Below are 23,852 nucleotides of genomic sequence, written 5' to 3' on the forward strand. Positions count from 1 at the left end.
CCTATTGATTAGAAGAAACCAAGTTTGTTTTCACTGTAGCTAACTAATAGATTTTTCGTTTGTTGATAGTGAGCTAACATCATCTTATGATTTTCACGGCCAACACCCGACATTTTATAACCGCCAAACGCTGCATGTGCAGGATAAGCATGGTAGCAGTTTGTCCAAACACGTCCTGCTTCAATACCACGACCAAAGCGATAAGCTGTATTCATATCACGTGTCCATACACCTGCACCTAAACCGTATAATGTGTCATTCGCAATTTCTAACGCTTCTTCTTTTGTTTTAAATGTTGTTACAGCAACAACTGGCCCGAAAATTTCTTCTTGGAAAATACGCATTTTATTGTGACCTTTGAAGACAGTTGGCTTAATGTAGTAACCATTTTCAAAGCCTGATCCTACATTATTTTTCTCTCCTCCAATTAGACATTCTGCACCTTCTTGCTTACCAATATCTAAGTAAGAAAGGATTTTTTCCATTTGCTCACTTGAAGCTTGCGCACCCATCATCGTATTCGGATCAAGTGGATTCCCAACTTTAATCGCTTCCACACGCTGTAGGACACGCTCCATAAATTTATCGTAAATAGATTCTTGTATTAATGCACGAGAAGGACAAGTACATACTTCACCTTGGTTTAATGCGAATAATACAAAGCCCTCAACTGCTTTATCTAAAAAGGCATCATCTTCGTCCATAATATCCTCAAAGAAAATGTTTGGCGATTTGCCGCCCAATTCTAATGTAACTGGAATAAGATTTTGTGAAGCATATTGCATAATTAAGCGACCTGTCGTTGTCTCACCAGTAAAGGCAATTTTACCGATGCGTGGATTCGATGCTAGCGGCTTCCCTGCCTCTAAGCCAAAACCATTGACAACATTTAGTACACCTGATGGCAATAAATCTTCTATTAATTCAACGAGCACCATAATCGAAGTTGGTGTTTGCTCTGCAGGTTTTAACACTACACAGTTTCCAGCTGCAAGTGCAGGTGCTAGCTTCCAAACAGCCATTAATAACGGGAAGTTCCAAGGGATAATTTGGCCTACTACCCCAATTGGCTCATGGAAATGATAAGCGACAGTATCATTATCGATTTGGCTTACTGCGCCTTCTTGTGCACGTAAAGCCCCCGCAAAATAACGGAAATGATCAATGGCAAGAGGGATATCTGCATTTAATGTTTCACGTACCGCTTTCCCGTTATCCCATGTTTCGGCAACGGCTAGCTTTTCCAAATTTTGTTCGATGCGATCCGCAATTTTAAGTAAAATGTTTGCACGCTCTGTAGCAGATGTTTTTCCCCATGCATCTTTTGCGGCATGTGCTGCATCAAGTGCAAGTTCAATATCCTCAGCAGTAGAACGAGCTACTTGTGTAAAAACTTGTCCAGTAACAGGTGTAACATTGTCAAAGTATTGTCCTTTCACTGGAGGTGTCCATTCCCCACCAATGTAATTTTCATATTTCTCTTTGAATTGAACTACCGATCCTTCAGTGTTTGGAAATGCATAAACCATTTTACTTCTCCCCTTTACACAAAATGATGAGAAAATAATCTACAAATATCGTCATTTTTTATCGAAATAACGATATTTTCATAGATACCCTCTTACACAATATATTGTCAGAAACGAAAAATAATTTCAACTTTTTTAAATTTTTTAAAATTAATATTAAAATCTATTTGTGATTAAGGAAGTAGGCGGTATAAAAGCACAAGGAATAAGTATGAGAGACGCGGTGGCCCACGAAAATTGTTTTCCTGGAGTGAGTTATATTTGCTAGAAAAGCTTCTTGGATTCACGGTTTGACCAACTATAATGTATACTTAAAAATAATATAAATGTATAGGAGAACAGTATGCGCATTAATAAATATTTGAGTGAAACAGGCATCGTATCTCGTCGCGGTGCGGATAAATGGGTAGAAGAAGGTAAAGTAACAATTAATGGTGAACTTGCTACAGTCGGTAGTCAAGTAGAAGCTGGTGATCTAGTTTGCGTTGATGGAAAAGAGGTAAAGAAAGAAGAACAGCTCGTATATATTGCCTTAAACAAACCAGTAGGAATTACAAGTACAACAGAACGTCATATAAAAGGAAATGTCGTTGATTTTGTCAATCACCCTCTTCGCATTTTCCATATTGGACGGCTAGATAAAGAGTCAGAAGGGCTATTATTACTGACAAATGATGGTGACATCGTCAATAAAATTTTACGTGCGGAAAACCATCACGAAAAAGAATATATCGTGCAAGTTGATAAACCTATTACAGAGCAATTTATCAAAAAAATGGGATCGGGTGTAGATATTTTAGATACTACAACCCTACCTTGCCATGTTGAAAAAATATCTGATAAAGTCTTTAAAATCATTTTAGAGCAAGGTTTAAATCGTCAAATACGTCGTATGTGTTCAGCACTTGGCTACTCCGTTAAGCGTCTACAACGCATTCGTATTATGAATATTAAGCTTGGTAATTTAAAAGTTGGACAGTGGCGCGATTTAACAGACAAAGAACGAACAGAACTATTCAGACTACTTAAATACACACCAAAATAAAGCAGTTTAAGGGGATAGAACTATGCTGTCAATTCAAAGTACTGAGCAGTTAACTGGAGCACGTGTTAGCGGGGATTTTTGGGACTTAGATGAACTTATTAATGCTATTTACAAAATAACTGGTGATGAAAACAAGTATTATGATTATCAAGGAGCGCGCATTCGCATTCTTAGTGTTTGTTATAATCTACGTCAAGCCGCCAAGGGGGAGCATCAGCTTGAGTTTGTTAGCAATGGACTCAATAAAAGTGTTTTGACACAGCATGGACTAATTTTCCCAAACAAAAATGTTTATTTCGCAGCAGAAGTTCTTTGGCCTGAGCTGATCTTTACTGCTATCGCATTAAATGACTTCATTCGCCTACATCAAGAGCTAATTGATTCTTCTGATTGGAATATTGACGTTACCGCCATTCGTAAATTCCAGGCAGCGGTTGCTGATTGTTTAGAGCAGGAGCTTAATGAAGAAGAATACTTAGTATTTTTAAGAATGCTGCACACTAAAAGTCCATTAACATTCCGGTATGCAACACAGTACGTCGATGTTTTGAACTTAGAGTATATTCAACTAAGCTTGGAGGAACGTAAAGCTCATTTAGCAGCATTTGCTCTTAGATTAATGTTAGAAGACGATGAATATGTACTGCTAAAATCGCAACTCATGGAAGCGGCGATTACTACAAAAAAATCGTTACATGAAATCGAAATTAAAACTAAATATCCTGAAACTATTTTGTGGTAAATAGGAAGCGCCGTCTCAACTAATTTTGAGACGGCTACTTTTCTTTTTATCAATTATGCCTTGGCATAATTACGTCCGGAGGCTTTAACTTATTTCAGCAGGCTGAAATAAGTTAAATTTTCTTATAAGCCATTTTCTGAATAACTTCCTCGTGCTGCGGATAGTCTGCTAAAAGCTCATTTTGTGTAAATAATTCGAAGTCTTCAAAATCAAAGCCTGGTGCAACCATACAGCCTACTAAACTAAATGTATCTGCATCCTCTACGGACGAGCCAAATATAGTATTTTTCGGTACTGCTATTTGTGGTACTTCTCCTGCCTCAACATTTAATCCAAGCTTCTTCGCCTCATATGTACCATCTGGGAAAATCATATGAACTGTTAGCGGACTGCCAGCATGATAATACCAAAGCTCGTCCGATTTCAAACGATGCAAATGCGATATATCCTGTGAACGAAGTAAGAAATAAATACTCGTATAAATTGGTCTCTGTACATCTCTTACAGCCATATCCTCAGCTGCTCGAAATGAGGATATATAATACCCTCCCTCTGGATGCTCTGCTAAATTTAATTTCTCAATAAAATATTGTGCTGAATACTTCATAAAACATCACTCCTTTCGTCCACATTACCAAATAATAAAGGACTAATGCTACTGCTATTTCGTCGATCTGGTCATTCTACTTCGTTTTGGCCGTTCTTTCTGTCGCTTTGACTTCTTTCCGTCACTTTGATCATTCCATCCGTCGTTTTGCCCTTTCTTTCCATCACCTTGACTGTTCTTTCCGTCGCTCTAGCCCTTCTATCCTTCACTTTAACTGGTCTATCCGTCTGTTTACTCCCTTCGCTCATAAAAAAGACGCCTCGAAAATTGAGACGTCTTCTCCCTCTATAAACCACCTAAATAAGCAGCCTTTACTTGTTCACTCTCTTGAAGTTCTTTTGCTGTACCTGATAATACTATACGTCCTGTTTCAAGTACGTACGCACGATTGGCTACCGATAAAGCCATATTGGCATTTTGCTCAACAAGTAATACGGTTGTACCCTCTTTGTTGACTTGCTCAATAATATTAAAAATATTTTTTACCATGAGTGGCGCAAGTCCCATTGAAGGCTCATCCATTAATAACAATTTCGGTTTTGCCATTAATGCTCGCCCCATCGCTAGCATCTGTTGCTCACCACCAGATAATGTACCTGATTGCTGTTTACGGCGCTCTAAAAGACGTGGGAATAATTCATACACATGATTTAGATCTTTTTTGATGCCTGCTTTATCGTTACGGAGATATGCTCCAAGCTCTAAGTTTTCTTCAACGGACATATTGGCAAAAACACGGCGCCCCTCTGGAACATGTGAAATGCCGGATTTTACAATTGTTTGTGCAGCTTTTCCTGCGATAGAGAAGCCCTCATATTCAATGATGCCACCCTTTGGTTTTAATAAGCCTGACAATGTTTTTAATAATGTACTTTTACCAGCACCATTTGCACCGATTAACGTTACGATTTCACCCTCGTTTACTTCTAAAGAGAGGCCCTTTAATGCTTGAATGTTACCGTAAAATACATCTATATTTTGTACTTTTAGCATTAGCTGATAACCTCCTCGCCAAGGTAAGCTTCAATTACCTTTGGATTGTTGCGAATTTCTTCTGGTGACCCATCAGCGATTAATTGACCGTGATCGAGCACGTATATACGTTCACAAATGCCCATAACTAAGCTCATATCATGCTCAATTAGAAGAATTGTTAAGCCAAATTCTTTACGAATAAACGCTATTAATTCCATTAAATCATGTGTCTCTTGCGGGTTCATCCCTGCTGCTGGCTCATCTAATAAAAGTAGCTTAGGTTTAGCAGCTAGAGCACGAGCAATTTCTAAACGGCGCTGCATCCCATAAGGTAAATTTTTCGCAAGCTCATCCTTATAAACATCTAAGCCAAAGATTTTTAGAAACTCAATAGATTGATGCTCCATTTCTGCCTCACCTTTAAAATGATTCGGCAAGCGGAAAATAGAAGACCACATGGAATGCTTTGCAAGAGAATGGTTCGCTACCTTAACATTATCTAAAACAGATAGCTCTTTAAATAAACGAATATTTTGGAATGTACGGCTAATACCTTTTTGTGTTACTTGATATGGTGCAAGCCCATTTAACTTTATACCACCAAACGTAATCGTGCCTTCAGTTGGCTTATATACTCCGGTAAGCATGTTAAAACTCGTTGTTTTTCCGGCACCATTAGGCCCTATAAGACCTACTAGTTCTCCTTGATTTAGGTACATATTAACGCCCTGTACCGCCTTTAAACCACCGAATTGAATGCCCATGTTCTCAACATTAATAAGAAGGTTTCCAGTCATTATTTTGTACCTCCTTTTTTACCAAACTTAAATAAATCCGTAACTTCTTTTGTTCCCATCAACCCTGTTGGACGGTACAGCATTACGACTATTAAGACTAAGCTGTAAATAATCATACGTGTTTCTGGGAAGTTTGCTAGATATGCTGAGACTACTGTTAGGAAAATCGCAGCTATGACAGATCCCGAAAGACTTCCTAAACCACCAAGAACTACATAGATTAAAATATCAAATGATTTTAAGAAACCGAAAGTTGTCGGTTGAATAATATAAAAGTTATGTGCAAAGATGGCCCCTGCAAGACCAGCGAAGAAAGAACCAATTGCGAAAGCTACAACTTTATAGTAGGTTGTATTAATACCCATTGCATCTGCTGCAATTTCGTCCTCACGAATCGAAATACATGCACGTCCATGACGCGAACTTGTAAAATTAGAGATTACTAGAATTGTTAAAACCACACCTATGAACGCATAAGTCCAATTCGATAAATATTTAACCTGCATCCCTGCTGCGCCACCAACATAATCCGTATTTAAAAAGATAATACGTATAATTTCTGCAAAACCTAGCGTTGCAATTGCTAAGTAGTCACCCTTTAAGCGTAATGTCGGAATGCCTACGATCAAACCTGCTACTGCTGCTGCCAGTGCTCCTAAGAAAATTGCTAATGGGAATGGAAGCATTAATTTAGTTGTAATAATGGCAGAAATATATGCCCCTACCGCTAAGAAGCCTGCATGCCCTATCGAGAATTGACCAGTAATACCAATGACAATGTGCAAGCTAACCGCAAGCATAATGTTAATACACATCGTGATTAACATATTTTGATAGTAAATATCGAGAAAATTTGTTGAAATAAGCACCTGAACAACTGCATAGATGACTAGCGCTAATACGGCATAGCCCCAGAAAACTTTAGACTTTTTCATCATTACCGCTCACCTACACTTTCTCACGGGCATTTTTACCAAAGATACCCGATGGTCTGAATATTAAAATTAAAATTAAAATAACGAATGCCGCTGCATCGCGCCATAAAGAGAAACCAAGTGCACTTACAAATGATTCCACAACACCAAGTAGCATACCGCCAACCATTGCACCAGGAATAATTCCAATACCACCAAGTACTGCCGCTATAAACGCTTTAACCCCTGGAATAACCCCCATTAATGGATCGATTTTTGTGTAATATACCCCGAAGATAACACCCGCCGCACCCGCTAAAGCTGAACCAATTGCGAAAGTCGCTGAAATTGTATTATCTACATTAATACCCATTAAACGCGCTGCATCTGCATCATGAGAAACCGCACGCATGGCCTTTCCAATTTTTGTTTTATGTACGATGAATTGTAAAAGAATCATCAGTACAATTGTGACAGATAAAATTAATATTGATGTACTACTGATTTGAACACCGAAAACATCAAATGATTTATTAGTAATGACTTCAGGATATGCTGCCGGTTGCGCACCTCTGAAGAAAATAGTTGTATATTCGATTAATAGTGATACACCTATTGCGGTAATTAAAGCTGCAATGCGTGTGGCATTTCGCAAACGCTTATACGCAATCCGTTCAATTAACACACCAAAGATTGCACAGACCACCATCGCCAATAATAGGGCTGGAAAGAAGCCAAGCTCCCATTTGGCAATTGCGTAAAAGCCAATAAATGCCCCAATCATGAAGACATCGCCGTGGGCAAAGTTAATCAGCTTAATAATCCCGTATACCATCGTATACCCTAACGCTATTAATGCGTAGATACTACCTAGTGAAACACCATTTACAAGCTGCTGTATCCATTCCATGAGCGTTCACTCCTTTTTATTTTTTCGAAAAGTGCAAAAATAGGACTTACTTCTACATGTTATTATTGAAAATAGAGTAAATTGTGTCCTCTTAAAAAAATTTTTTTCATGGTCTTGGTCTTCTATCAATTTCGCCTTGGTGTAATTGCCGCTGTCGCGCAGATAAACAATGCGTCCGGATTTTGAATTTGTGCTCAGACCTTCACGATGGCCGACACGATGTTGGCCGTTTCGTGCTTGCCACAGGACGTGGCGTTCTTAGACTGAGTTCCTCTATTTCAGTAGGTGTTTGGACACTGTAAAGGAACCATATCCGCATTCATCTCACCACCTTCAATGGTGAGAGCCTTAACTGAATGAAGATAAAATATAAAAAGGAAGGCGTGTTTACCCGCCTCCCCTTGCCTAGAAAACATTAAGGATTAACTTTAGAGTTGAACACTTGTTTACCGTCCTCAAATTCAAGAACTGTTGCTGTTTTAATTGGGTTATGATTTTTGTCAACTTCGAAAGTACCTGTTACTAAAGAAAGATCTTTTGTGTCAGCTAGAGCATTTTTAATAGCTTCCCCATCTGTAGAGCCTGCACGCTTAATAGCATCAGCAATGTAGTAAATTGAGTCATAGCCAAGTGCATTGAATGCATCTGGTGCTTTATCACTGTTCGCTGCTTTAAACGCCTTTACGAAGTCTTGAATTTTTTGATCTGGGTCTTCAGCAGAGTAGTGGTTTGTGATGTATGTGTTATTTAGCGCTTTCGCACCAGCTAACTCTACTAATGTTGGTGAATCCCAACCGTCAGCCCCCATCAGTGGTACATCAATACCCATTTCACGCGCTTGTTTAACAATCAAACCGACCTCTTCATAGTATCCTGGGATAAAAATAAAGTCTGGTTTCTCTCCTTTAATATTAGTTAATTGTGTACGGAAATCAGTATCCTTCGCTACATACGCTTCTTCCTTTACAACTTTACCTCCATTTTTTGTAATTGTTTCTTTAAATGATTTTGCTAAACCTTTTGCATAATCAGATGCGTTGTCCGCAAAAATAGCTACATTTTTTGCTTTCAATTCATTAGTAGCAAAGTTCGCTGCTACAATCCCTTGGAATGGATCGATAAAACAAGTACGGAATGCATACTCATTAACGCTACCATCATCATTTACTGTAATGTTTGGAGCTGTACCAGAACCTGTAACGATTGGAATTTTTCTTTCATTTGCAATTTGGACAGTGGCAACTGTATTACCAGAAGTTGCTGGCGCTAGCATTGCTACTACTTTATCTTGTGTTGCTAGTTTAATAGCTGCAGTAGTAGCCTCTGAGTTTTCAGACTTGTTATCTACTTTAATAAGCTCAATTTTTTTACCGTCGATTCCGCCTTTATCATTAATTTCTTTCACTGCAAGGTCTGCACCTAGACCAATCGAAGAACCATAGGAAGCTACGTTACCTGATAGCTCTAAGTTTGCACCGATTTTAATCGTATCACCGTCAGAAGAACCGCCACCGCCTGATGCCCCTCCCCCTGAACTTGAACTATCTCCATTACCACAGCCTGCAAGAACGCCTGCAAGTAGTGAAGATGCAACTAAAAGTGAGCCAAACTTTTTAAGCTTTTTGTTCTCTCTCATAATTTTATTCCCCCTGAGTTTTTTCAAATATTAGATATTTCTGATAATTATAAACAATCCATGACATTTCCTCAATAACAAAAATAACCAGAATGACAATTTATAACTATCTATAAGTGAATCAAACTATTATTCGTTTAAGCCTTTTACATTGTAAAACATTCTTTATATTTAGTCTAGAGTGATTTTTCAGTATAATTAGTAATTTAAGAATTTTCTATTAACTGTTAATAAATATTAATACAAAACTATTATTTTTGATTATTTTTTTACGAAAAAACTCGTTAAAAGAAATCTTTTTTTCGAAAATTGCAAGATCTAGAATATAAGGCTCTAACACGAAGTTTTAATTTGGAATAACAAATAACTATTTATTTCCTAGAAAATAAAATAACATCCTAAAAATCAGTTCTTAGTTGCTACATTTTATTAAAAAAGCTTAGAGCTGGGTTATTTCTACAGCTCTAAGCTTTTTTCAAGGCAAACACACAGAGGCGTTCGTTAATATTTGTTTCATTTTCAAGATGAACCTCATGGATTAATTCAAAAGGCGTCCCATGATGTAAAAACTGTAAATAATCATACGGGGGGTAATATAAAATAACATGAATTTCACGCATATGCTGTTCATAAGACTTCCATATATTATGAATAACTGTACGAAAAATATGAATTGAAAATGGATTGAAGAAAAAGAAAACCGTGTCGTCTGGCTGAATAGCATAGTCCTCCGCTATTGAATGAATAAAGGAAATTGGAGCTTGCGCACTCTTTTTTTGAAGATAGTTCCTTTTATTATTCTCAGCCTCTGCATAAAAACCTGCATCCATTTCTACCCCAATTGTCGGAACATGAAATTTATCATGTACATAAATGGGTACTCTCCCTTTTCCACATCCCATATCGATAAACACTGGATTATCAGGCATCTCATACGCTGAAAATAATTGTTCTAATCCGGCATATGGTGTTGGCTCATAACGATGGTAGTGAGCTAATTTAGGAAACCCATACTGTTCACCGACCGTATTAATATGTAAAAGCTTATCAAATAGTTGTTCATTCATATTAGTAGACTCCTCAAAAAAGATTGCTCTATTTTAGCATGACGAAAACAAAAACCATACCCAAAAGTTTTGGATATGGTTATTTTTTTAACGACCTCTTCGGTTAAATTTAAAAACAAAGAGCAGTGCAACTATTAATAAGGCAAAACAAACAATCGCTGTAAGAATTGTATTTTTATCTATAACAGTCCCTTGCTGTTGCTCATTGCCTTGGTTAGGCCACATAGGCCCTCCATTTTTGTCAGGTCGTGGCATTTGGCCATCACCATTTGGTCTTTCCCCCTGCTTATCGCCATTTTGATTAAATGGAGGGGCTTGTGAAGGATCAAAATCCTCCGGCATTTTATTCGGATCAAAGTCATCTGGTCTTTGCATCGGATTGTTTATGTCACCCATTTCGTTTGGATTAGGCATTGCCATATTCCCCTCTGTTGTTGCTTCCACAACAAGTTCCCCTGACAGCTGCTTTAAAATAGATTCAGAACGTTGCTTTGCAAATTCAGGGAGACTTTTTTCCCCTTCTACCGCTTCTATAAACTGTTCTGTTGTAGAGAATTTCGTAGGATCTGCTTCCACATACGTTGTTAATAGCGCTGCTAATTTTGTGGTAATGTTTTGTATGTTTTCTTCTGTTAAGTAATTAGTCGCTATCTCTTCTAAATAGCCTTCATATTTAGCACGATATTCTTCATTTGAGAGTAAGGCATTTAATAGCGGGCTATCCTCTAATGTTGTGCCAGATACTGGAGTAGTCACACTAAAGTTAATAGCGCTATCTGACATAAGTTCGCCGGATATACCCATCCCCATATTGATTCCACCCTTATTGAGGTCACCATTAGGATGTTCTCCTCGCTGTTGTTGAACACCATTATTCGGAAACTCCATGTCTGGTTTATCTAATTGCTCATTCGTCTGTGCATCTTCTGGTGCTTTCATATTGGCATCGGCTGGCATTTGAATATTGCCACCCATTCTACCACCTCCACCAAGGCCCGCAAAGCCACCAAAGGACATATTAAAATCCCAAGGTATGATAGAAAACAGACCATCCTTCTCATACAAATAGTAATTGTGTTTCATATTGCTCTGATAACTATCAAGATTTACAAGTGCCGTGTTCATAGCAAAGTAACGCAGCATTTCATCGACATCAATATATTTTCCGATATTACCGCCATTATTGATGGCTTTAACCATGTCAATGAATTTTGATTGATCGACATTACCTTCGTTCGTCTTTAAGCCAATTCCCGTATAATCAGCAATATCATCACTAATATATTTTAAATCACTGCCTGTCCCATCTGGCTTAAACAAAAATCCATCATTAGAACCGTAGTTATTTGCTAGGAATGTTTCATCCACCGCTTCTACCCCTAAAAATAGGCCTCGATCCTCACCATTCACTGTGACATACATATATGAATGAGCCGGTGTAGGTAATCCCATTTGTTCCATCAGCTCATAAGAAATATATTCTCGCATTAATGTTGAATCACTGAAATTATTATTTAAATTTAATTTTTTCAAGCCGTATAAGCTTTGTGTATCATCGTAATAATCGAAATCTATTTTTAAGCTATATCGATCCGAGTCGCTATTTGCAACCGAGTTCAGTGATGAACTTCCTTTTGTACGAATAGCTACATTCTCTATTCTCTTGCCATCTACTGTGATATTAGCTTGCTTCAACTCCTTATCTGTTGCACTTTCTAGCATGTCAGCCCAATCTTCCTCGGCTATTTCAATATCTACCGTTGTTACTTTATTTTTATTAAACACAACAGTCTCATAGGAAAACTCGGTATTTTTTGTTTCTATGCCGGTGTTTGGAAGCACTGCAGACACAACAACAAAGAGGAGTAGAAGAATTGCCATACACATATAGACAACCCGTGTTTTAATCATTATCTGCACCTCTCTTTATAGTAAGAAAACTCATCTAGAGTGGTTACTAAGCAGTGAAATTACCATCATAACTAAGCATTACTGCTGATTTTACTCCAGGTACTTTTGTAAGATTGTCCATCAGTTTTGTATCATTTTGTTTAACACGAATTTCATAGGTTGTTTCGATTTCAACATCCGACATAATAGATTTTGATTTTAAAGCAAATTTTTTAGACTGTGCTGCAATAATACGCTCCACTTCCTCACAAGCAAAATCTTCTTCAAATTTAACAATTAATAAATATGGATTTTCCACAGTAATTTTGTTTACTAACACGAGTAATACAAGACCAATTAAAATAGCACCGATTATAACAAGTGGAATAAATCCTGCACCACAAAGAATCCCAGAAACTATTGCCCAGAAAATATATACTAAATCCATAGGATCTTTAATAGGTGTACGGAAACGCACGATTGATAATGCACCAACCATACCTAACGATAACAGCACATTTGAACTTATCCCCATAATCACTAGTGAAGTTGCCATTGTCATAATGAGTAACGAAATATTGAAGGAATGAGAGTAAATCACGCCGTTAAAAGTTTTCTTGTACACAGCGTAAATAAACAGCCCCACAAAGAACGCTACAACTAACCCTAAAAGTGAATCTATTAATGAAAATGATGTTGTTTTCTCTAAAAAGCTGGATTTAAAAATATCGTTAAATTTTATAGTATCCATTATTTAATTCTCCTTTATACATACATACGACTAAGCTGATATTTCGAATATGCCTCAGCACGTGTATCTACTGATTGTAATAAGTACTTAATAATATCCGGCAAGTACTCATCATACTTCACTTCTAAAATAACTAAGTTTGGCTCAAGTACATCAACCATCGGCAGTTTCGGATTAAACATATCTGTATTACGTAGGCTCGACTGTACTTTACTATCAAATGTGACACGCACATTTCCAAAGGGATAGATGTAAGCCTCACGCTCGTAATCGACAACTGTCATTGGTTTGAATTGGTTATACTTCATGTCCTTATATAAATCTTGAATTAACGCTCGTTCATCTTCCTCCATCCAAGCGATATCTCCACCACGCATTTTTTCATATTCCTTTTGGGATATGGCACACTTCGTTTTAAAGGTTAAATTATTTCGTTTACTTTTTCGCTCCAAATTTATAGTCGTAGTGGATTTACCGTAAATTCGTACTCGATATTTATCTCGATTGATATAACCCTCTTTTTTTTCATTTAGAACTTTGTTTTCAAAATTATCGAAGTATGTGCTGCGAATTAAATACTTACCATTTATCCCAGCATTCTTGTCTAACTGCATTACATGTTGTATCTTAGTTTTTAATAATGCATAGTCCGGATAGGAGATAGCCTGTTTAATCTCCTTTCGACCGTTAGGATTAAACGAGGTAATAGTAGGCATATAGGTCACTCCTTACATTTTTTCAATTTTGTACTGCTCTTGTTTTTCAGCTAACCAAGATGTGTATTCCTCATTTATGCGATCCTCTAGCACAGTCTCATAAACTTCATCTTTTACATCCTCGAATACGGCCTCTTCTGCAGGTACTTTTTCGGTTACTTTAATGATGTGATAACCTTCTGACGTTTGAACAATGTCACTGACACTACCTTTTTCAAGGCTAAATGCAGCTTCTTCAAATTTCTCATCCATTTGTCCTCGACTAATATAGCCTATTTCCCCACCGTCCTCATTCGTTGATGAATCAATTGAATATGTTTTTGCTAGCTCTTTAAAATCCTCACCAGCTTTTATTTTTGCTAGCACATCCTTTGCTGTTGCCTCATCCTCCAATAAAATATGACTAGCTACAATCTCTTCCTTCTGTCCATAGCTATCCTTATTGTTTTCAAAATATTGAGCTACTTCCTCATCTGATATGTCAATGTCTTCAGCAATGACATTTTTGGTAAGTTGATATATGCGAATATTATCCTTCACACTCTGCTCTGTCAGTCCATTCGCCTCTAGTGCCTCTTGTAATGATTCTTCCCCACCATACGAATCGGCTAACTCCTTATACTCTTCCTGAATAGAGTCCTCCGATACAGAAACACCCACTTTCTTCGCCTCTAGTTCAACTATTTTATTGGTAATGAGTGTCTCTAGTACCTCTGTACCGTATTGTTCACGCAATGCGTCATCTAGTTCTGTTTGTAAAATCTTTTCACCATCAACCTTCGCTACATAATCGCTACTCTCACCACAACCGACTAGAAGTATTAATAATGCTGCAGGTAAGGTCATCATTTGGAAAAACCTTTTGTTTCCGGTCATCCTTGATCCCATCCTTTCTTTTGGTTTCTCGTTTACAATGCTTACTATAAAGGCCTAATGTGTCAGTCAGATGTCAGCTTTACATTTCCTTCAAAAAATCTTTACAAAAAAACTACTACGCCTTTAGAGCGTAGTAGCTTTTTTAAGTGTTATTTCAAAGCATGTTCCTGATGAATTACTGTCAATTAGTCGTAAATCACCACCTATAGATTGGGCCATCATTTTACTAAGCGATAATCCTAAGCCTAATCCACGGACTGCATATTTTTTATTTTCTCCTCTATAAAAACGTTCAAAGATAAATGCCTGATCTTCCTGAGGAATACCATATCCTGTGTCCTTTACAGTAATGAATACAGCACCCTCTTTTTCCAACAGCGTTATGATAACAATCCCTTCCTGCATTGCTTGCTTTGCATTCGTCAATAAATTGGTAACTATTTGCTGCATACGCACAACATCTACCTGAACATCAACAGATTCTACAAGGAAACCCATTTGTATTTTAACCTTTTCGTCATCCTGCATTACTTCCCATTGTGCAACAGCATCACGTACTAATTGATTAACATTCATTTTTTCAAGCTTTACTGGAATTGCGTCTACTGCAAAATGGTTATAAGCTAGCAAATCACCGACCATCGTTTTCATTTTCGTCGTTTCTACTAATGCCATTTGAATAAATTCACTAGCATCCTGACCTGTAACGACTCCATCTTTCACCGCCTGCAATAATCCACTAATTGACGTAACCGGCGTTTTTAGCTCGTGGGTGACGCCTGCTAATAATTCTGTTCGCGTCTTTTCTAATTGTTCTAGCTTATTCGCCATTTCCTTAAATGAAGTAACAAGCTCATAAATTTCTTCTTCCTTACTATTTTGAGGCAAAACAAATGTATAGTTTCCTTCTTGCACTTGCTTCGCGGCTTCGGCAACTTGTTTTATTGGGTGTGCTAAACGTTTTGATAAAAAATAAATAGCACTCCACCCCAATACAGCCAGTGCCCCAATAAGTAATGCCAATAGCCCGTAAGCTTGGTTAACCTTCGTTAAATTTTCCTTTTTCTCTAAGACAAGCACCCAGCCAACGTCCTTATTGTCCCTTTGAAGTTTTCTTTTTACGACATATTGAACTAACTCTTGTCCCTCACTCGTTATAGTTATTTTCTTTGTCCCTTCTTCACCATCCAGTAAGTTGACAACATTTTTTTCACCCCCTGGAGGCATCGGGCGATTGCTACTTACTATATTGCCTGCCGTATCTACAACATATAAAACAGGATCAATTTCTCGCATAGTAGATCGCTCACGGTTACCAATAAACCCTGGAATACCGATCATAGGTCCATTATTTTGGCCAGAAGTATCTGTTAGGCGAAATACAGTCTCGTCTGCTATAAATTCCATCATCTCTAGTCGATTTTGAAACGTCGTATGTCGAATCCATGCCGCAGAAATAAAAGAGATAATAGCTAGACCTACAAAGAGAGTTAATAAATAGCGGCTTGTCCAATAGTTGCGTAAAGATATTCGCTTATTTTTTTTGAACACTTAGCTGATACCCCAATCCACGTAGTGTCTTTATTTCCCCCTCTTCCTCATCCCATTCCTTAAGTACCTTTCTTAGTCGCTTCACCGCTAAATCCACCGCTCTATCACTACCTTCATACTCCCAGCCCCATACTTGATCAATAAGTTGGTCACGTGTAAATGTTTGGTTCGGATGCTCGGCCAAAAATAAAAGTACAGATAAATCTCTAGGCGTTAAGATGATTTCTTCTCCCTTAAGTAGCACTCGATGAGCTTTCATATCAATCTCTAGCCCACCAAAGCGTTTTATTTCTGAAGATTCACGGCTCCCTTTAGCGCGCCTTAAAACTGCCTTTACTCTTGCCACTACCTCATCAGCTATAAATGGCTTGGCAATATAATCGTCTGCTCCTTGATCGAATCCCTCTAAGCGATAATTTACATCGCCTAATGCCGTTAGCATGATAACTGGACAAGAGCTAATTTCCCTAATTTCCTTTAAAATCAACCAACCGTTTTTTTCTGGTAACATAATATCAAGTAATACTAAATCAGGCAGAACCTCTTGAAATATAGCCAATGCCTGACTGCCATTAAAACATTGCATAACATCATAGCCTACTTTTTTCAGATATGCCTTCAAAACTTGGCTTATTGCATATTCGTCTTCTACTACTAATATTTTTGTCATGCCCTTTCACCTCGTTACCAGCTCATTCGTGTTTTCATTATATCACCGGATTATGTCAGTTAAATGTCAGGACCCAATAAGTCTGTTCATACTTATAATGGCATATCAAATATCGAGCTATTTGCAATTTACATGGCTCTTCTATTGACAATGTCTTCCTAGGCGAATTATCATTGATTGCGAATGATAATCATTGATAATTCATTCATATAGTTAACTAAAAAATGATTAGGGGGGAAAGTATGATTATTGTTACAAATCGTATTCAAGTCAAACCCGGCTTTGCTGCAAAAATGGCACCGAACTTTACAAAACCAGGACCTCTACAGCAGTTTGAAGGCTTCCATAAAGTGGAGGTTTTAGTTTCAACTGATGATCCGACTTATGACGAAATGAGCGTCAATATGTACTGGGAGTCTAAGGAGCATTTCCAAGCTTGGCGTAATAGCGATGCATTCGCTGCAGCTCATCACCGTCCTGGACAAAGTGCTGAGGGAGGAAAACCTGAAAACAGTCCACTTATCGGTAGCAAAATAGTTATAGCTGAATTAGCTTCTTCGATTGAAGCATTACGCTAATTTTTAACCTCTTTCAGCAGGCTGAAGGAAGTAACAACTAAATTATCTTCTGATTCTATCTAAAAAAACCCTGCATTTTTGAAAATGCAGGATTTTTTTTATTATTGCATGAAAATAACTAAAACATAGCCAAGTATTGATAAGCAAACCGAACCGATAAATCCTGCAATAAACGCTTTTACACCTAATTGTTTAAAGGTTTTTATCTCAACATTTAAACCTAGTCCAGCCATCGCCATCCCAATTAAAATATAAGCGATATTTACAAATGTTTGCGCTACATTAGCTGGTACAATCCCTAACGAATTAATAGCACTCATCGCTAAAAACCCAAGGATAAACCACGGGATTATTGACAGTGAAAATCCTTCTTTTTCCTGCCCCTTATCAATTCTTCGATATAAAATACCGATGACTATGGCTACTGGTACAAGCAATGCGACACGTGTTAGCTTCACAATGACTGCCATATCAATGGCTTCATTTCCACCAGCTGAAGCTGCTGCAATAACGTGAGCAATTTCATGTAGAGTGCCTCCCGCAAAAATACCATATTCAGTAGGAGTTAAGTTAAATACTGAGTATAACACCGTGTAGACTAATGTGAATACAGTCCCTAGTAATGCGACTATCGCTGCGCCCACTGCCGTTTCTTTTTCATTCGCCTTAATTTGAGGAGCAATAGCGACAACAGCAGCAGCCCCACAAATAGCTGTGCCACAAGCTGTTAATATGCCTAGCTTCTTATCTACATGAAATACCTTTGTTAAGCCATATACAACCACTAAAGCAAATACCAGATTAATAAATGCAATAAGAAAGACATTCGCTCCAGCATTGTAAATATCCGCTAAGTTTAAACGCATACCTAGAAAAATAATGCCGAGGCGTAATAATTTTTTACTTGAAAATGTTATACCTGTTTGCCAAGAATCCTGCACCTTAAAGGCCGCTCTCCAAGCCATACCTAATATAATGGCAATGACAAGCTGCCCTAATATTGAGAAGAACGGGAATGTCGAAATATACTTTGCTACTAAGGCAATAATGAGCGTCAACATTATCCCCTTCATAAACGCTGGGGTCAGGAAACTTTTTAACCTATGCTGGCCATTATCCATGTTGTTCACTTCTTTCATCCTTGATGATTTTACTTTATTAGAAAGTTAATCATCAGTAAAATACATATATATAATCGTAATTATTAATATTTCTAATGATAGGAGTGATGATATGCAATTTGATGCTTTAAGAACGTTTATTACACTGGTGGAGGTCAATAATTTTACGAAAGCCTCCGAAATACTTCATATTTCACAGCCAAGTGTCAGCTTACACATTAAAAATTTAGAGCAAGAATTTCAAACGACCTTATTTATCCGTTCACCAAAATCAGTACAAATCACACCAACTGGAGAAATTTTATATAAACGAGCTAAGCAAATGATGGCCATTGCCGAGGCAGCAAAGGAAGATATTTTAACCTATCACCATGAAATCCAAGGTACACTTGTGATCGGCGCTAGTTTTACGATTGGCGAATATATATTGCCTCCTATCATAGCGAGCTTGCAACAGCAATTCCCTCAGCTAGAGCTTCAAGTTATTATTGGCAATACGAAAGAAATCATTCAATATACAAAATTGTTACAAGTTGATATCGGTCTTATTGAAGGACAAGCACACGACCATGAACTTCTTATTAAACCGTTCATGCAAGACGAGTTATTTATTGTCAGTGCGAGTAATCACCCTCTTGCAAAGGAGTCAACGGTCACGGTTTCGGACTTGCAGCAGCAAAATTGGGTTGCACGTGAAGAAGGCTCTGGCACACGTTATTATTTAGATCATTTATTTAGAGCAAATGGCCTCCAAGTACGTTCACTTCTTACTATTAGTAGCAATCAAGGCGTGAAAGAAAGCGTTATACAAGGGCTTGGACTTTCATTACTGTCCGCTAGTGTCATTGAGCGTGAATTAAAAAATAACGATATAAAAGTCTTACCTCTCGAGGAACAGCATTTTATACGAACATTTTCTTATTTGTACTCACCTACAATGAAAAATAAACGCAATGTCGACATTCTTATAGAGGCACTATTAAAGAAAGCTTAGCGGATTAAGTCGCTAAGCTTCATGTTGTTGAAAAGCTATTATGTGTCAGAAGATGTATACTATGTGAAGTGGTTGATTGGAGTGGAGACTGGTCGACTCCTTGGGGATCAGCGATAGAGGAACGAAGGCTAAAACCATCACATCCTGTAATAACGCCTTCGTGACCAACATCGTGTTGGCCCGAGACCCTGCAGCGAAGCGAAGCGGCTCATCGGACGCCCCCAGGAAGCTTTGCTCTGTGCGAAAGCGTAGCGACAACAACAACAAAGCGCCCAGTCGGAACGGAAATCAACCTCTCGTTTTGCAGAAGAGCCATACTTTATTTTAATGTGACATAGATTCCCTTCACCATTTTGTTTTTCAACACTACTCGCTAAGCTCATTTTATAATTCTTGAATTTAGACGTTTACGTTCCTGCTTTTGCTCAATAATTTCTACAAATTTCAACGCTGCTCGAGATAAAGGTACGCTTTTCAAATAACACATGCCAATGCTTCGTGTTGGTATACTTTCTGTTAAAGCTAGTTCATATAAAAGCCCTCGCTGCAAATAATCCTTAGAAAATTCTTTCGTTACACAGGCAATCCCTAAGTTACTACGTGCAAATTCCAGTACTAAATCATGCGAACCAAGCTCAAACTCAGGTTCAATGTGGATTCCTCTTGTAAATAAATAATCTTCTACATACTTTCTTGAATTTGATTTTTTCTCTAAAAAAATAAGCGGAAATTTTAACAGATCCTCAAAGCTTAAGCTTTTTGATGCCAACGTTTTGTACTTCTCACCACATACAAAAATATCTTGAACCTCTGTGCAAGCGGTTAACTGTAATGTCTGATCTTCTATCGGAAAATTACAAAGCCCTATATCAACCTCACCAGATTTAATAAAGTTACAAATTTCTGAAGTTGTTCCATTTAACATTTGCAATTTGATATTTGGATACATTGTATGGAATGCCTCTAGATAAGGCATTAAAAAGAAACGCGAAATAGTGTCCCCTACCCCAATTTTCAACTGACCTGTTGTTAAATTTTTAAATTCTAGCAGCTTCTCCTCCCCCGCATCTAAAAGGCCTAACGCTGAATTTGTATACTCATATAAAAGTTTACCCTCAGTTGTTAACGTCACTCCTTTAGGTGTGCGATTAAAGAGACGTGTACCGAGCTCCTTTTCTAATTGCATCATAGCTTGGCTAATAGCTGGTTGAGTCATATATAAATCTTTAGCCGCTCTTGAAAAGCTATTATTTTTAGCAACAATACTAAAAACACGATATAAATCTAATTTCCCTATCATATAAGCACCTCTTATAGCTATTATACGAACTATTAATTTCACTTATATCACTAAAGGGGCGTATAGTAAAACTATATTGGTTTAATTTCACTATTTAATATACATTTACCTATTTAATAAGGAGAGATTATTTTGGAACGTGTTGTTGGTACAGTAGTAAGAGGTCTTCGTGGTCCAATTATTAACGAAGGCGATAATATTGAGCAAATCGTTGTTGATACAGTATTAAATGCAGCAAAAACTGAAGGTTATTCCATTGAAGATCGTGACATTGTCACAGTAACAGAATCTGTCGTAGCGCGTGCACAAGGTAACTATGCATCCATCGATGACATCGCAGCGGACGTAGCTGCTAAATTTGGTGACGATACTGTTGGTGTTATTTTCCCAATTCTAAGCCGCAATCGTTTCGCTAACTGCTTACGTGGTATTGCAAAAGGCGTGAAAAAAGTCGTTCTTATGCTTAGCTATCCATCTGATGAGGTTGGGAATCATCTAGTTGATATCGATGAGCTAGATGTAAAAGGGATCAATCCTTGGACAGATACTTTAACTGAGGTTGAATTCCGTGAGCATTTCGGCTATAAAAAACATACATTTACAGGTGTAGATTATATCGAATATTATAAAGAACTGATTGAAGCTGAAGGCGCTTCTTGTGAAGTGATCTTTTCAAATAACCCAAAAACAATTTTAGACTTTACGAAGAGTGTATTAACTTGTGATATTCATACACGCTTACGTACGAAACGTATTTTAACGGCAAACGGCGCTGAAAAAGTTCACAGTCTTGATAATATTTTATCTGTATCTAATAACGGTTCTGGCTTCAATACGGAGTACGGTCTACTTGGTTCAAATAAAGCTACTGAGGATAGCGTGAAATTATTCCCACACACTTGCCAACCAATCGTTGATGGCATCCAAGCAAAAATCAAAGAAGCTACTGGTAAAACAGTTGAAGTAATGGTTTATGGTGATGGTGCATTTAAAGATCCTGTAGGTAAAATTTGGGAATTAGCTGACCCGGTTGTTTCACCAGCTTTCACTGCTGGACTAGATGGCACGCCAAACGAAGTAAAACTAAAATACTTAGCAGATAACGATTTTGCGAATCTTCGCGGCGAAGAATTAAAAGCGGCAATTTCTGAGTATATCCAAAACAAAGATGAAGATTTAACTGGAAAAATGGCTGCTCAAGGTACAACACCTCGTCGTTTAACAGATCTAATCGGCTCTCTATCAGACTTAACTTCAGGTTCAGGTGACAAAGGAACGCCGATGATTTATATTCAAGGTTATTTCGATAACTATACAAAATAAAAAGATATAAAAAATGAACTCCCATTTTCACTTGGGAGTTCATTTTTTATATAGTATGTCATTTCATTTAGTGAGGATGACAGGAATCGAACCTGCAAGTCCCTATTCTGTAAAGGGATACGCTGCCACTGCATACTTCCTCATATATATTATTTATTATGATTTCATGTTTAAGAATTACATTTTTCTCAGTCCTTTTGTTTTATTTTAAATCATACTTATTTCAATTGATTAGGAATCACTTCTTCATTTAACCAATGTTCGCTTGTTCGAACATGATTCTGTCTCACAAACTTTCCTAGGTTATTTCGAAAATCATCATAATGGAAGGAAGCCGCATTTCTAATAACGTACCCTTCCTGCTCACCCCCAAGAAGTGATTTTCCAGTAAACGTCTTCTTTATTTTTTCTTCATCGAAAATGCCTCGGTATAATACAGGTACCGTTTCAACCCCCCATTCAGCTGCATAACGGACTGTTTCATCCCAGCTTAAACAAATATTTTTTTCGTTCCAAATACTAAATAAATAAAAGTAACTAGTTAACTCATTGTAGTAAATGGAGTGCTTGGCATAAATATTTTCACCACATAATCTCCAACCTTCTGGAATCCGGAAGGCAAATGTAGCATGAAACGTTTTTACCCAATGCCTCGACGGGTGATCTCCTGAATTTAAGCTTCTAGCATGCATATAGTTTTGATAAAGCGTTGTTCCTTCCCCATCTAATTTTTCGGTTACAACAACCTCTTTTCCAATAAAATGATCAACATTTTTAGCAATCTTATCATCATGTGTATATCCTCTACTCCACGGCAAATGAAAGCTTCTTGGATATTTCATCAAATTGGTCATAAACTCACTCCCTTTGTTTACATCTACTTCGCAAATTGATCTGCTTCACGAAAGAAATAAAGCTTTGTTAATAATTCACCATCTAATAAATGATAAATCTTACTTGATCCTCTATCGCCCCCATATTGAATTAACATATGAAATTGCACTAAATTAACAACCTTTAAAACAAAGTCTTCTTCAAAGCCAAGCTCTAATAAAAAATGGCATACCATTTGAGCCGATACATTTTCATGTCCATAATATCCATATCTTTGTTGTAATTCTTTATATTTTTTACAAAACGGTTTGCCTACATCATGGAATAAAGCAGCTATTTGTAGCGCTAACTTGTCACTCTCCATATAATATTCGTTCATATATTCATAAACAAAATACGTATGCTGGCAAAGTAAAAATTGATGATAAGGATTTTCTTGATTAAATTGATAAATCTCTTTAAATGGTTGGACCGGTCTCAACTTTAGAAAAAGCTCTTCATATGTGGGTTCGCTTTGGATTAGTGAAAGAAATTGCTCTTTTGAGATTTCATATGGACTCGCTTCATGTACAATATGCACCTCTTCAAACCCTTCTCCCACTATCGGAAACTCTAAATTCTTTCTCATTTTATCCATTATCACTAACGGAACTTTTCTCTTTCTTTGTTGATTTCTTGATATACACAAATTATAAGGAGTATCAAAATAATAGCATACAACCTTCACATCATCAGACAATTTACTTAGTGCAAACATCCTACGTTCCCGTTCGATATTTGTCGCATCAACAATGACAGATTGACCTTTAGCCACAAATTTATTTAAACGCTCATACAAAACACGAAATACTATTCGTGATTTTTGTCTTGAAACGTCACCAAATAACTCTTGACGTATAGCATCACTTGAAAGAATAACTGCATTTTCGCTTTTCGCTAACCCTTTAACAAACGTACTCTTGCCACTTCCAGGTAACCCAACTGTAAATATCACCTTCATTTTCCCACCCCCTTTCAAATGTCTAT

Annotated in this window: 23 protein-coding genes; 5 read left to right on the plus strand and 18 right to left on the minus strand. The window is 37.4% G+C overall.

Features of this window, described 5'->3' with window-relative positions; all coding sequences use genetic code 11:
* Positions 1–8 precede the first annotated feature (8 nt).
* On the minus strand, positions 9–1,529 hold the full coding sequence (gene adh / locus ACYQ73_RS18680) for an aldehyde dehydrogenase (RefSeq protein WP_460013835.1): 1,521 nt from the start codon (positions 1,527–1,529) through the stop codon (positions 9–11).
* Between the two features lie 343 nt (positions 1,530–1,872).
* Here adh and rluF point away from each other — a divergent pair, with 343 nt between their 5' ends.
* Together rluF and ACYQ73_RS18690 are read left to right on the plus strand one after the other, a co-directional pair.
* Positions 1,873–2,574, plus strand: a complete 702-nt coding sequence (gene rluF / locus ACYQ73_RS18685) for a 23S rRNA pseudouridine(2604) synthase RluF (protein WP_460013836.1) — start codon at positions 1,873–1,875, stop codon at positions 2,572–2,574.
* Between the two features lie 22 nt (positions 2,575–2,596).
* On the plus strand, positions 2,597–3,316 hold the full coding sequence (locus ACYQ73_RS18690) for a DUF6904 family protein (protein WP_460013837.1): 720 nt from the start codon (positions 2,597–2,599) through the stop codon (positions 3,314–3,316).
* A 112-nt stretch (positions 3,317–3,428) separates the two neighbouring features.
* On the opposite strand, the gene ACYQ73_RS18695 is transcribed toward ACYQ73_RS18690, so the two are convergent.
* From ACYQ73_RS18695 to ACYQ73_RS18755, 13 genes are all read right to left on the minus strand, one after another.
* Positions 3,429–3,923, minus strand: a complete 495-nt coding sequence (locus tag ACYQ73_RS18695) for a cupin domain-containing protein (protein ID WP_460013838.1) — start codon at positions 3,921–3,923, stop codon at positions 3,429–3,431.
* Positions 3,924–4,208: 285 nt separating this feature from the next.
* Positions 4,209–4,916, minus strand: coding sequence for an ABC transporter ATP-binding protein (locus ACYQ73_RS18700; RefSeq protein ID WP_460013839.1), 708 nt, complete (start codon positions 4,914–4,916; stop codon positions 4,209–4,211).
* Entirely contained in the window at positions 4,916–5,695 is a 780-nt protein-coding gene (locus ACYQ73_RS18705) for an ABC transporter ATP-binding protein (RefSeq protein ID WP_460013840.1), read from the minus strand. Before ACYQ73_RS18705 ends, ACYQ73_RS18700 begins: the two co-directional genes overlap by 1 nt.
* Positions 5,695–6,630, minus strand: a complete 936-nt coding sequence (locus tag ACYQ73_RS18710) for a branched-chain amino acid ABC transporter permease (RefSeq protein ID WP_460013841.1) — start codon at positions 6,628–6,630, stop codon at positions 5,695–5,697. The genes ACYQ73_RS18705 and ACYQ73_RS18710 overlap by 1 nt, the downstream gene beginning before the upstream one ends.
* A gap of 13 nt (positions 6,631–6,643) precedes the next feature.
* Complete coding sequence (locus ACYQ73_RS18715; protein WP_460013842.1) at positions 6,644–7,519, minus strand: branched-chain amino acid ABC transporter permease; 876 nt, start codon at positions 7,517–7,519, stop codon at positions 6,644–6,646.
* A 415-nt stretch (positions 7,520–7,934) separates the two neighbouring features.
* Positions 7,935–9,155 (minus strand): ABC transporter substrate-binding protein, encoded by a 1,221-nt coding sequence (locus ACYQ73_RS18720; protein ID WP_460013843.1) that lies wholly within the window; start codon positions 9,153–9,155, stop codon positions 7,935–7,937.
* Between the two features lie 464 nt (positions 9,156–9,619).
* Entirely contained in the window at positions 9,620–10,222 is a 603-nt protein-coding gene (locus tag ACYQ73_RS18725) for a class I SAM-dependent methyltransferase (RefSeq protein ID WP_460013844.1), read from the minus strand.
* A gap of 87 nt (positions 10,223–10,309) precedes the next feature.
* Positions 10,310–12,133 carry a CotH kinase family protein gene (locus ACYQ73_RS18730; protein WP_460013845.1) on the minus strand — a complete coding sequence of 608 codons (1,824 nt, stop codon included), beginning with the start codon at positions 12,131–12,133 and terminating at the stop codon, positions 10,310–10,312.
* A gap of 46 nt (positions 12,134–12,179) precedes the next feature.
* On the minus strand, positions 12,180–12,863 hold the full coding sequence (locus ACYQ73_RS18735; protein WP_460013846.1) for a DUF4956 domain-containing protein: 684 nt from the start codon (positions 12,861–12,863) through the stop codon (positions 12,180–12,182).
* Between the two features lie 14 nt (positions 12,864–12,877).
* Entirely contained in the window at positions 12,878–13,579 is a 702-nt protein-coding gene (locus tag ACYQ73_RS18740) for a polyphosphate polymerase domain-containing protein (RefSeq protein ID WP_460013847.1), read from the minus strand.
* A 12-nt stretch (positions 13,580–13,591) separates the two neighbouring features.
* Entirely contained in the window at positions 13,592–14,455 is an 864-nt protein-coding gene (locus ACYQ73_RS18745) for a peptidylprolyl isomerase (RefSeq protein WP_460013848.1), read from the minus strand.
* A gap of 123 nt (positions 14,456–14,578) precedes the next feature.
* Positions 14,579–16,006, minus strand: a complete 1,428-nt coding sequence (locus tag ACYQ73_RS18750) for a sensor histidine kinase (protein WP_460013849.1) — start codon at positions 16,004–16,006, stop codon at positions 14,579–14,581.
* Entirely contained in the window at positions 15,990–16,676 is a 687-nt protein-coding gene (locus ACYQ73_RS18755; protein WP_460013850.1) for a response regulator transcription factor, read from the minus strand. Before ACYQ73_RS18755 ends, ACYQ73_RS18750 begins: the two co-directional genes overlap by 17 nt.
* Before the next feature lie 242 nt (positions 16,677–16,918).
* Here ACYQ73_RS18755 and ACYQ73_RS18760 point away from each other — a divergent pair, with 242 nt between their 5' ends.
* A complete protein-coding gene (locus ACYQ73_RS18760; protein WP_142509939.1) occupies positions 16,919–17,254 on the plus strand; it encodes a heme oxygenase in 336 nt (111 codons plus the stop codon).
* 101 nt (positions 17,255–17,355) lie between these two features.
* On the opposite strand, the gene ACYQ73_RS18765 is transcribed toward ACYQ73_RS18760, so the two are convergent.
* The gene (locus tag ACYQ73_RS18765; protein WP_460013930.1) at positions 17,356–18,375 is read right to left on the minus strand and encodes a YeiH family protein; all 1,020 of its coding nucleotides are present in this window, start codon (positions 18,373–18,375) and stop codon (positions 17,356–17,358) included.
* 112 nt (positions 18,376–18,487) lie between these two features.
* On the opposite strand from ACYQ73_RS18765, the gene ACYQ73_RS18770 reads away from it, so the two are divergent.
* Positions 18,488–19,369: a LysR family transcriptional regulator gene (locus ACYQ73_RS18770; RefSeq protein WP_460013851.1), complete on the plus strand. Its 882-nt coding sequence runs from the start codon at positions 18,488–18,490 to the stop codon at positions 19,367–19,369.
* A 379-nt stretch (positions 19,370–19,748) separates the two neighbouring features.
* Here ACYQ73_RS18770 and ACYQ73_RS18775 read toward each other — a convergent pair whose 3' ends face one another.
* Entirely contained in the window at positions 19,749–20,669 is a 921-nt protein-coding gene (locus ACYQ73_RS18775) for a LysR family transcriptional regulator (RefSeq protein ID WP_460013852.1), read from the minus strand.
* Positions 20,670–20,801: 132 nt separating this feature from the next.
* Between ACYQ73_RS18775 and ACYQ73_RS18780 the strand changes: the two genes are divergently transcribed.
* A complete protein-coding gene (locus ACYQ73_RS18780) occupies positions 20,802–21,992 on the plus strand; it encodes a coenzyme F420-0:L-glutamate ligase (protein WP_460013853.1) in 1,191 nt (396 codons plus the stop codon).
* A gap of 218 nt (positions 21,993–22,210) precedes the next feature.
* Here ACYQ73_RS18780 and ACYQ73_RS18785 read toward each other — a convergent pair whose 3' ends face one another.
* Positions 22,211–22,846 carry an RNA ligase family protein gene (locus ACYQ73_RS18785; protein ID WP_460013854.1) on the minus strand — a complete coding sequence of 212 codons (636 nt, stop codon included), beginning with the start codon at positions 22,844–22,846 and terminating at the stop codon, positions 22,211–22,213.
* A gap of 23 nt (positions 22,847–22,869) precedes the next feature.
* Positions 22,870–23,826: an AAA family ATPase gene (locus ACYQ73_RS18790; RefSeq protein ID WP_460013855.1), complete on the minus strand. Its 957-nt coding sequence runs from the start codon at positions 23,824–23,826 to the stop codon at positions 22,870–22,872.
* Positions 23,827–23,852: the final 26 nt, after the last annotated feature.

The sequence above is a fragment of the Lysinibacillus sp. CTST325 genome (assembly GCF_054665055.1).

Bases quoted from the DNA above. Each gene is read 5' to 3' on its own strand.
- ACYQ73_RS18785 (WP_460013854.1), bottom strand. From the start codon at position 22,846: ATGACCAATTTGATGAAATATCCAAGAAGCTTTCATTTGCCGTGGAGT.
- ACYQ73_RS18765 (WP_460013930.1), bottom strand. From the start codon at position 18,375: ATGGATAATGGCCAGCATAGGTTAAAAAGTTTCCTGACCCCAGCGTTT.
- ACYQ73_RS18790 (WP_460013855.1), bottom strand. From the start codon at position 23,826: ATGAAGGTGATATTTACAGTTGGGTTACCTGGAAGTGGCAAGAGTACG.
- ACYQ73_RS18755 (WP_460013850.1), bottom strand. From the start codon at position 16,676: ATGACAAAAATATTAGTAGTAGAAGACGAATATGCAATAAGCCAAGTT.
- ACYQ73_RS18720 (WP_460013843.1), bottom strand. From the start codon at position 9,155: ATGAGAGAGAACAAAAAGCTTAAAAAGTTTGGCTCACTTTTAGTTGCA.
- ACYQ73_RS18690 (WP_460013837.1), top strand. From the start codon at position 2,597: ATGCTGTCAATTCAAAGTACTGAGCAGTTAACTGGAGCACGTGTTAGC.
- ACYQ73_RS18775 (WP_460013852.1), bottom strand. From the start codon at position 20,669: ATGATAGGGAAATTAGATTTATATCGTGTTTTTAGTATTGTTGCTAAA.
- ACYQ73_RS18760 (WP_142509939.1), top strand. From the start codon at position 16,919: ATGATTATTGTTACAAATCGTATTCAAGTCAAACCCGGCTTTGCTGCA.
- adh (WP_460013835.1), bottom strand. From the start codon at position 1,529: ATGGTTTATGCATTTCCAAACACTGAAGGATCGGTAGTTCAATTCAAA.
- ACYQ73_RS18770 (WP_460013851.1), top strand. From the start codon at position 18,488: ATGCAATTTGATGCTTTAAGAACGTTTATTACACTGGTGGAGGTCAAT.
- ACYQ73_RS18725 (WP_460013844.1), bottom strand. From the start codon at position 10,222: ATGAATGAACAACTATTTGATAAGCTTTTACATATTAATACGGTCGGT.
- ACYQ73_RS18705 (WP_460013840.1), bottom strand. From the start codon at position 5,695: ATGACTGGAAACCTTCTTATTAATGTTGAGAACATGGGCATTCAATTC.
- ACYQ73_RS18745 (WP_460013848.1), bottom strand. From the start codon at position 14,455: ATGACCGGAAACAAAAGGTTTTTCCAAATGATGACCTTACCTGCAGCA.
- ACYQ73_RS18700 (WP_460013839.1), bottom strand. From the start codon at position 4,916: ATGCTAAAAGTACAAAATATAGATGTATTTTACGGTAACATTCAAGCA.
- ACYQ73_RS18710 (WP_460013841.1), bottom strand. From the start codon at position 6,630: ATGAAAAAGTCTAAAGTTTTCTGGGGCTATGCCGTATTAGCGCTAGTC.
- ACYQ73_RS18715 (WP_460013842.1), bottom strand. From the start codon at position 7,519: ATGGAATGGATACAGCAGCTTGTAAATGGTGTTTCACTAGGTAGTATC.
- ACYQ73_RS18740 (WP_460013847.1), bottom strand. From the start codon at position 13,579: ATGCCTACTATTACCTCGTTTAATCCTAACGGTCGAAAGGAGATTAAA.
- ACYQ73_RS18695 (WP_460013838.1), bottom strand. From the start codon at position 3,923: ATGAAGTATTCAGCACAATATTTTATTGAGAAATTAAATTTAGCAGAG.
- ACYQ73_RS18730 (WP_460013845.1), bottom strand. From the start codon at position 12,133: ATGATTAAAACACGGGTTGTCTATATGTGTATGGCAATTCTTCTACTC.
- ACYQ73_RS18735 (WP_460013846.1), bottom strand. From the start codon at position 12,863: ATGGATACTATAAAATTTAACGATATTTTTAAATCCAGCTTTTTAGAG.
- rluF (WP_460013836.1), top strand. From the start codon at position 1,873: ATGCGCATTAATAAATATTTGAGTGAAACAGGCATCGTATCTCGTCGC.